Annotated in this window: 9 protein-coding genes; 8 read left to right on the top strand and 1 reads right to left on the bottom strand. The window is 67.2% G+C overall.

Translation table 11 applies throughout. The features are described 5' to 3' along the window. The 4 genes from AC6RA4_RS06705 to ccoP all read left to right on the top strand — a co-directional run. Positions 1 to 743: cbb3-type cytochrome c oxidase subunit I (locus tag AC6RA4_RS06705; protein WP_500158647.1), on the top strand; the 743-nt coding region annotated here is incomplete at its 5' end. A gap of 14 nt (positions 744 to 757) precedes the next feature. Beyond that, positions 758 to 1,486: a cytochrome-c oxidase, cbb3-type subunit II gene (ccoO, locus tag AC6RA4_RS06700; RefSeq protein WP_500158645.1), complete on the top strand. Its 729-nt coding sequence runs from the start codon at positions 758 to 760 to the stop codon at positions 1,484 to 1,486. A 9-nt stretch (positions 1,487 to 1,495) separates the two neighbouring features. Then, positions 1,496 to 1,696: a cbb3-type cytochrome oxidase subunit 3 gene (locus AC6RA4_RS06695; RefSeq protein WP_500158643.1), complete on the top strand. Its 201-nt coding sequence runs from the start codon at positions 1,496 to 1,498 to the stop codon at positions 1,694 to 1,696. Positions 1,697 to 1,707: 11 nt separating this feature from the next. Beyond that, positions 1,708 to 2,589, top strand: a complete 882-nt coding sequence (ccoP, locus tag AC6RA4_RS06690; protein WP_500158641.1) for a cytochrome-c oxidase, cbb3-type subunit III — start codon at positions 1,708 to 1,710, stop codon at positions 2,587 to 2,589. A gap of 205 nt (positions 2,590 to 2,794) precedes the next feature. Here the strand turns inward: ccoP and AC6RA4_RS06685 are convergent, their stop codons facing one another. Next, positions 2,795 to 2,932 (bottom strand): hypothetical protein, encoded by a 138-nt coding sequence (locus AC6RA4_RS06685; RefSeq protein ID WP_500158639.1) that lies wholly within the window; start codon positions 2,930 to 2,932, stop codon positions 2,795 to 2,797. A 99-nt stretch (positions 2,933 to 3,031) separates the two neighbouring features. Here AC6RA4_RS06685 and AC6RA4_RS06680 point away from each other — a divergent pair, with 99 nt between their 5' ends. From AC6RA4_RS06680 to AC6RA4_RS06665, 4 genes are all read left to right on the top strand, one after another. Further along, positions 3,032 to 3,907, top strand: a complete 876-nt coding sequence (locus tag AC6RA4_RS06680; protein WP_500158637.1) for a LysR substrate-binding domain-containing protein — start codon at positions 3,032 to 3,034, stop codon at positions 3,905 to 3,907. A 95-nt stretch (positions 3,908 to 4,002) separates the two neighbouring features. Further along, the gene (gene ccoG / locus AC6RA4_RS06675) at positions 4,003 to 5,436 is read left to right on the top strand and encodes a cytochrome c oxidase accessory protein CcoG (RefSeq protein WP_500158635.1); all 1,434 of its coding nucleotides are present in this window, start codon (positions 4,003 to 4,005) and stop codon (positions 5,434 to 5,436) included. Next, the gene (locus tag AC6RA4_RS06670; protein ID WP_500158633.1) at positions 5,436 to 5,897 is read left to right on the top strand and encodes a FixH family protein; all 462 of its coding nucleotides are present in this window, start codon (positions 5,436 to 5,438) and stop codon (positions 5,895 to 5,897) included. Before ccoG ends, AC6RA4_RS06670 begins: the two co-directional genes overlap by 1 nt. 4 nt (positions 5,898 to 5,901) lie before the next feature. Beyond that, a complete protein-coding gene (locus AC6RA4_RS06665; protein WP_500158631.1) occupies positions 5,902 to 8,088 on the top strand; it encodes a heavy metal translocating P-type ATPase in 2,187 nt (728 codons plus the stop codon). The last annotated feature ends 12 nt before the right edge of the window (positions 8,089 to 8,100 follow it).

The following is an 8,100-nucleotide window of genomic DNA, read 5'->3' as shown; positions in this document are numbered from 1 at the left end:
GCCCGGTTTTTAGCTATAAGCTCAGCATCATCCACTTCTGGGCGCTGATCTTCCTCTATATCTGGGCGGGTCCGCACCACCTGCACTACACCGCCCTGCCCGACTGGGCCTCGACCCTCGGCATGGTGTTCTCGATCGTGCTCTGGATGCCCTCCTGGGGTGGCATGATCAACGGCCTGATGACCCTCTCGGGCGCCTGGGACAAGCTGCGCACCGACCCCATCATGCGGATGCTGGTGATCTCGGTCGGCTTCTACGGCATGTCCACCTTCGAAGGCCCGATGATGTCGATCCGCGCGGTGAACTCGCTGTCGCACTACACCGACTGGACCATCGGCCACGTGCACTCCGGTGCCCTCGGCTGGAACGGCATGATCACCTTCGGCGCGCTCTACTTCCTGACGCCCAAGCTGTGGAACCGGGAGCGGCTCTACTCGCTGAGCCTGGTCTCCTGGCACTTCTGGCTCGCCACCATCGGCATCGTGCTCTACGCGGCCTCGATGTGGGTGACCGGCATCATGGAAGGCCTGATGTGGCGTGAGGTGGATGCCAACGGCTTCCTGGTGAACTCCTTCGCCGACACCGTGTCCGCCAAGTTCCCGATGTACGTGGTCCGCGCTCTCGGCGGTGGCCTCTACATCACCGGCGCGATCATCATGTGCTACAACCTCTGGATGACCGTGAAGCGGGCACCGGCCGTCGAGGCCAGCGCCGCGGCTGCTCACGCGCACCCGGCCGAATAAGGAGGGCCGAGACAATGAGCATTCTCGACAAACACGGAATCCTCGAGAAAAACGTCACCCTGCTGGCCATCTTCGCCTTCCTGGTGGTGACCATCGGGGGCCTGGTCCAGATCGTGCCGCTCTTCTACCTCGAGAACACCATCGAGGAAGTCGAAGGCATGCGGCCCTACACGCCGCTGGAGCTGGCCGGGCGCGACATCTACATCCGCGAGGGCTGCTACGTCTGCCACTCGCAGATGATCCGCCCGATGCGCGACGAGGTCGAACGCTACGGCCACTACTCGCTGGCAGCGGAGTCGCAATATGACCACCCGTTCCAGTGGGGCTCGAAGCGGACCGGGCCCGACCTCGCCCGCGTCGGCGGTCGCTACTCCGACGAGTGGCATGTCGACCACCTGCGCGATCCGCAATCGGTGGTGCCGGAATCGGTCATGCCCAAATACGGCTTCCTCGAAGCCAAGCTGATCGAGGGCGAGCACATCCAGGACCTGATGTCGACGCATCGCTTCGTGGGCGTGCCCTACACCGACGAGATGATCGAGGCCGGCCACCAGGACTTCCTCTCGCAGTCGAACCCGGACGCAGACTATGACGGCCTGCTCGAGCGCTACGGCGAGGACGTCAACGTGCGCAACTTCGACGGCCAGCCCGGTATCTCCGAGCTCGACGCCCTGATCGCCTATCTGCAAATGCTCGGCACGCTGGTCGATTTCTCGACCTTCGAACCCGATGCAAGCCGCTGAGGTCGCGTGATGGATCCAGAGCTTTACAACACGCTGCGTCACTTCGCGGACAGCTGGGGTCTGCTGGCGATGTTCGTCTTCTTCCTTGGGGTGATCGTCTGGGCCTTGCGCCCGGGCAGCCGCAAGACCCACGAGGACGTCGCCAACATCCCGTTCCGCAATGAAGACAAACCGATCGCGCCCCATGCGGCCGACCCCGCCCAGGACTGAGGAGACGGGACATGAGTGACAACAACAAGAAAGACGACCACGACTACGAGACGACCGGCCATTCCTGGGACGGCATCGAGGAGTACAACAAGCCGCTTCCCAAGTGGTGGCTGATGATCTTCTACGCCTGCATCGTCTGGGGCGTCGGCTACACCATCGCCTACCCGGCATGGCCCGGCGTCCGCACCGCAACGGCCGGCCTGCTCGGCTGGTCGACCCGCGGCAACGTGGAACAGGCGATCCAGGATCACGAGGCCGAGCTGGCGCCGATCAACGAGCGCCTGGCCTCAGCCGAGCTGACCGAGATCGCCGGCGACCCCGAGCTGAACACCTACGCGCAGAACGCCGGCGCCGCGGTGTTCCGCACCTGGTGCGCCCAGTGTCACGGGTCGGGTGCGGCCGGTGCCAAGGGCTATCCCAACCTGCTGGACGATGACTGGCTCTGGGGCGGCACGATCGAGGACATCCACTACACGGTGACCGCGGGAATCCGGAACGAGGACACGGATGAGGAATACATCCGCCAGTCCGCGATGCCGGCCTTCGGTCGGGACGATTTGCTGAGCAGTGAAGAGATCGATCAGGTCGTCAACTTCGTCATGACGCTGTCGGGCGAAGAACCGCAGGATGCCTCGCTGGTCGAGGCCGGGGCCGAGGTCTACGACATCAACTGCGCCTCCTGCCACGCCGAGGACGGCACCGGCGACCGCATGCAGGGCGCGCCGAACCTGACCGACGCGATCTGGCTCTATGGCGGCGATTACGAGACGCTGCACGAGACGGTCTACAACGCCCGCTACGGCATCATGCCGCCGATGGGCGGGGCCGATCTGAGCGAGGCGGAGATCCGCGCCGTGGCCACCTATGTCCACGGGCTCGGCGGGGGCGAGTAATCCCCTCTACAGAACACCTTCGGGCCGCAAGGCCCGGAGGCCGGCGCCGGTGCCCCATCCTGTTCGCGCGTTTCCAGGGGCACCGGCGTTTTTTTGTGCCCAAACGGCAGCACTCATACGAGGGATACCCAACAGTATGGGCCCACCCTCGATGCGATCAAGAGCAGGCCCCAAAAAACATCACCCTTCGGTGCATCTTTGGCTTTCACCAGCGGCGGGCCTCCGGGCGACCGTTGGCGCGGCGCAGCCTCTCGGCCTCGTTGCGTTCGCTGACGCTCCAGCGGCGCTTGTCCTGGTCCAGTCGGCTGGCGGTCATGAAAGTTCTGGCGTAGATCCCGAGCATATCGCGTCTCCTGTTCTAGCGTTTTCCTACGCTCATACTTGACGCAATGTGCCGTTTCGGGCGAGTCAGGAAGAATTCGCCTATGTAAGATCATCTGACATGGACTGGTCCGCCCTCCCGCCCCTCTCGGCGCTGCGCGCCTTCGCCGCCTATGCCGATTGCGGCTCGGTGGCCGAAGCGGGGCGCGCGCTCAACGTCAGCCATGCCGCGATCAGCCAGCAGATCCGCAACCTCGAAAGCCACATGGGCGTGCCCCTGCTCGACCGGCACGGACGGCGGATGCAGCTCAGCGCCGAGGGCACGCGGCTGGCCGAGGCGCTGCTCGAGGGGTTCGGCACCATGCTGCAGACCACGGACGAGCTGACGGGCCGCGATGCCGACCGCCCGCTCGAGATCTCGGCCACGCCGGGCTTTGCGGCGGTCTGGCTGATGCCGCGCCTGCCGCTGTTTCGCGCCCGCCACCCCGAGATCAGCCTTACCATCGACCCCTCCGCCGCGCTGCGCACGCCCGAGCCCGGCGGGCTCGACGTGGCAATCCGCTACGGCAACGGCGACTGGCCGGGGCTCGAGAGCACACTGCTGGTCCTCTCCCCCATCGTCGTCGTCGCCGCCACCGATCTCGTCGGCGACCGCGAGATCGCCAGCCCCGCCGACCTGCGCCCGTTCCCGTGGCTGCAGGAGCTTGGCACCAACGAGGCCACCGACTGGTTCGCCGAGCACGGGGTCGAGCAGGACCGCAGCCGCGGCATGACCGGCCTGCCCGGCAACATGATGATCGAGGCGGCGCGGCAGGGTCAGGGCGTGGCGATCACCGCCCGGCTCTTCGTCGAACCCGACATCAGAGCCGGCCGCTTGCGGCTTCTGTTCGAGGATACGCGCAAGAAGGGGTACTATCTGGTCACCCGCCCCGGGGTCGCCCGTCCGCCCCTGCGACACTTCGTATCGTGGCTCCGCCGGGAGGCGGTCAAAGCTTAATCGGGGATGTAGATATTGATGCATATCAATGTTTGCGCGACCCACCGGCGCGAAAAGGGCCGACAACAGGCAAACTGACACCGGAGCGAATCCCCGTGGCTGATACCCATCAACCTGCCCCCTCCCTCTACGAGGCGCGCGAACCGATCTTCCCGCGCCGCGTGAGCGGGAATTTCCGCAATCTCAAATGGTGGCTGATGGCGGTGATGCTCGGCATCTACTATATCACCCCGTGGATCCGCTGGGACCGTGGCCCGGAACTGCCCGATCAGGCGGTGCTGCTCGACCTTGCCAACCGGCGCTTCTTTTTCTTCTTCATCGAGATCTGGCCGCACGAGTTCTACTTCGTCGCCGGCCTTCTGGTGATGGCGGGCCTCGGGCTCTTCCTGTTCACCTCGGCGCTCGGGCGGGTCTGGTGCGGCTATGCCTGCCCGCAGACCGTCTGGACCGACCTTTTCATCCTCGTCGAGCGCTGGATCGAGGGCGACCGCAACGCCCGCCTGCGCCTGCACCGTCAGAAGAAATGGGATGTCCGCAAGATCCGCCTGCGGATCACCAAGTGGGTGGCGTGGTTCCTGATCGCGCTGGCCACCGGCGGCGCGTGGATCTTCTACTTCACCGACGCGCCCACCCTGCTGGTCAACCTTGTCACCGGCAACGCCCACCCGGTCGCCTACACCACCATGCTGGTGCTCACCGCAACCACTTTCGCCTTCGGCGGCTTCGCCCGTGAGCAGATCTGCATCTATGCCTGCCCCTGGCCGCGCATTCAGGCCGCGATGATGGACGAGGACACCCTCACCGTCGGCTACCGCGACTGGCGCGGCGAGCCGCGCGGCAAGCACCGCAAGGGCGAAGGCGCCGAGAACCTCGGCGACTGCATCGACTGCCGCGCCTGCGTCAACGTCTGCCCGATGGGGATCGACATCCGCGACGGCCAGCAGCTCGCCTGCATCACCTGCGCGCTCTGCATCGACGCCTGCGACGACATCATGGAGAAGATCGGCAAGCCGCGTGGACTGATCGACTATCTCGCGCTCTCCGACGAGACCCGCGAGCGCGCCGGTGAAGCCCCCCGCGCCGTCTGGAAGCACGTCTTCCGCCCCCGCGTCATCCTCTACACCGCGCTCTGGTCGCTGGTCGGCATCGGGCTTATGGTCGCCCTCGTGCTGCGCCCCGATGTCGAGATGACCGTCGCCCCGGTGCGCAACCCGACCTTCGTGGTGCTCTCGGATGGCTCGATCCGCAACACCTACGACGTGCGCCTGCGCAACAAGCATGGCGAGGAACGGCCCTTCGCGCTCTCCATTGCCGACAATGACAGGCTTGCCATCACGCTCGAGGGCGAGGACGATCTGATCGTCGATGTGCCCGCGAACGAGACCTACCTGCAGCGCGTCTACGTGACCGCCCCCGCCGGCAGCGACGCGGCGCAGGCCGAGCGCACCGAGTTCGAGCTGCGCCTGGAAGACACCACCACCGGCCACAGCGCCACCAAGGACACCGTGTTCAACGGACGGGACAACTGATGACCAAGGATTTCAAACTCACCGGCTGGCACGTCCTGGCCATCTTCGTCGGCGCCTTCGGGGTGATCATCGCGGTCAACCTGGCGCTGGCCTTCAACGCGGTGAACACCTTTCCGGGCCTGCAGGTGAAGAACTCCTACGTCGCCAGCCAGACCTTCGACGACCGCCGCGCGGCGCAGGAGGCGCTTGGCTGGAGCGTCGAGACCACCCACGAGGACGGGCTCCTCGCCCTCGCCATCACCGACGACAAGGGCTACCCCGTTCGCCCGGCGCGCTTCTCGGCCAAGGTTGGGCGCACCACCACGGTGCGCGACGACCGCGAGCCCGAGTTCCGCTTTGACGGCCGCGCCTACGTGGCCGAAGATGCGCTGGCGCCGGGCTACTGGAACATCTGGCTGACCGCAGAGGCCCATGACGGCACCCTCTTCGAGCAGCGCCTGGAACTCTACGTCAAGGAATGACGCGATGACCGCAGCGATGCGCCCGCAGGTCTCGGCCTGCCCCGCCTGCTCCGCCGCTCCCGCCGCCGAGGCCCTGGCCGAGGCGCAGCTGCCCGATGACAGCCACGTGGTGCTGTCGCTGCCCACCATCCATTGCGCCAACTGCATCCGCGGCGTCGAAAGCGCCCTCGCCGCAACCCCGGGCGTGCGCAGCGCCCGCATCAACCTCACCATGAAGCGGGTCTCGGTCGAGGCCGATGCCGGCCTCACCGCAGAAGACCTGATCCCGGTGGTCACCGCCGCCGGTTACGAGGCCTACGAGCTCGACACCGGCGCGCTGTCCGCCACCCAGACCGACAAGGCCGGGCGCGACCTGCTGATGCGGCTCGCGGTGGCGGGCTTTGCCATGATGAACGTCATGCTGCTGTCGATCTCGGTCTGGTCCGGGGCCGAGGGGCCGACGCGCGACATGTTCCACTGGGTCTCGGCCGCGATCACCCTGCCGACCATCGCCTTCTCGGGGCAGATCTTCTTCCGCAACGCCTGGAGCGCGCTGCGCGCCGGGTGGCTCAACATGGACGTGCCGATCTCGCTGGCGATCCTCTTGGCGGTGGTGACCTCGCTCTGGGAGACCTCGCTCTCTGGCGAGCACGCTTATTTCGACGCCGCCATCGCGCTGACCTTCTTCCTTCTGACGGGGCGCTATCTCGATCACCGCACCCGCTCCATCGCACGCTCCGCCGCCGAGGAGCTGGCGGCGCTCGAGGTGCCGCGCGCCTGGCGGCTGACGGAGAATGGCGAGGAGCAGGTCTCGGTCGCCGATCTGCGCATCGGCGATCTGCTGCGGGTGCGCCCCGGCGGGCGGATGCCGGTCGATGGCGAAATCACGCAGGGCCAGTCCGAGCTCGACCGCTCGCTGCTTACCGGCGAGACCGTCCCGGTCTATGCCGCCCCCGGCACCCTGGTCAGCGCCGGCGAGGTCAACCTCACCGGCCCGTTGGTGGTGCGCGCCACCGCGGTGGGCCGCGAGACCTCGCTGCACCGCATGGCGGACCTGGTGGCGGTGGCCGAGTCGGGCCGCTCCAATTACACGCCGCTGGCCGACAAGGCCGCCAAGCTCTACGCGCCGGGCGTCCATATCCTGTCGGCCCTCGCCTTCGTCGGCTGGTATCTCTACACGCAGGATTTCCGCGTCGCGCTCAACATCGCCGCGGCGGTGCTGATCATCACCTGCCCCTGCGCGCTTGGGCTTGCAGTGCCCGCGGTGACCACCGCCGCCTCTGGGCGGCTGTTCAAGAAGGGCCTGCTGATCAAGGACGCCACCGCGCTAGAGCGGCTGTCGGAGGTCGACACGGTGGTGTTCGACAAGACCGGCACGCTGACCGCCGGCGCGCCAGAGGTCACCAACACCGACGATTTCACCCGCGCCGACCTGCAGATCGCGCTGGCGCTGGCGGAAGGCTCTGCGCACCCGCTATCGGTCGCCCTGACCTCCGAGCTGCGCGCCAAGGGCCTCACCCCCGCCCCCGTGACAGACATCACCGAGATGCCGGGCCACGGCACCGAGGGGCTCTGGCAGGGCCGCCGCGTACGGCTCGGCCGCGCCGCCTGGGTCGGCGGCGGCAGCTCGGAGCTCACCGCCACCTGGCTCGCGGTCGGCGACGGGCCAGCGCAGGTCTTCACCTTCACCGACAGCCTGCGCCACGGTGCCGAAGAGACGGTGCGGGCGCTCATCGAGGCCGGCAAGCGGGTGATCCTGATGTCGGGCGACAGCACCGCCGCCGTCGAGGCGCTGGCACTGCGGCTGGGCATCCCGCAATGGATCGCCGAGGCGCTGCCGCAGGACAAGGCTGCGCGCGTCAAGGCGCTCTCGGACGAGGGCGCGAGGGTGCTGATGGTGGGCGACGGGCTCAACGACACCGCGGCGCTCGCTGGCGCGCATGTGTCGATCTCGCCGGCCTCGGCGCTCGACGCCGCCCGCGTCGCCTCCGACATCGTGCTGCTCGGCAATTCGCTGGCACCGGTGCCGGACGCGCTCACGGTCTCGAAGAAGGCCACGCGCCGCATCCGCGAGAACTTCGCCATCGCCACTTGGTACAACGTCATCGCCGTGCCGCTGGCGATCGCCGGGCTCTGCTCGCCGCTGATCGCCGCTCTGGCGATGTCGGCCTCTTCGATCACCGTGTCGCTCAACGCGCTGCGCCTGCGCTGACCTCTCAACAAG

It is taken from the genome of Salipiger sp. (genome assembly GCF_059781815.1).
This window is presented reverse-complemented; position numbering and strand designations above follow the sequence as displayed.

Bases quoted from the DNA above. Each gene is read 5' to 3' on its own strand.
- AC6RA4_RS06685 (WP_500158639.1), bottom strand. From the start codon at position 2,932: ATGCTCGGGATCTACGCCAGAACTTTCATGACCGCCAGCCGACTGGAC.
- AC6RA4_RS06695 (WP_500158643.1), top strand. From the start codon at position 1,496: ATGGATCCAGAGCTTTACAACACGCTGCGTCACTTCGCGGACAGCTGG.
- AC6RA4_RS06670 (WP_500158633.1), top strand. From the start codon at position 5,436: ATGACCAAGGATTTCAAACTCACCGGCTGGCACGTCCTGGCCATCTTC.
- ccoP (WP_500158641.1), top strand. From the start codon at position 1,708: ATGAGTGACAACAACAAGAAAGACGACCACGACTACGAGACGACCGGC.
- ccoO (WP_500158645.1), top strand. From the start codon at position 758: ATGAGCATTCTCGACAAACACGGAATCCTCGAGAAAAACGTCACCCTG.
- AC6RA4_RS06680 (WP_500158637.1), top strand. From the start codon at position 3,032: ATGGACTGGTCCGCCCTCCCGCCCCTCTCGGCGCTGCGCGCCTTCGCC.
- AC6RA4_RS06665 (WP_500158631.1), top strand. From the start codon at position 5,902: ATGACCGCAGCGATGCGCCCGCAGGTCTCGGCCTGCCCCGCCTGCTCC.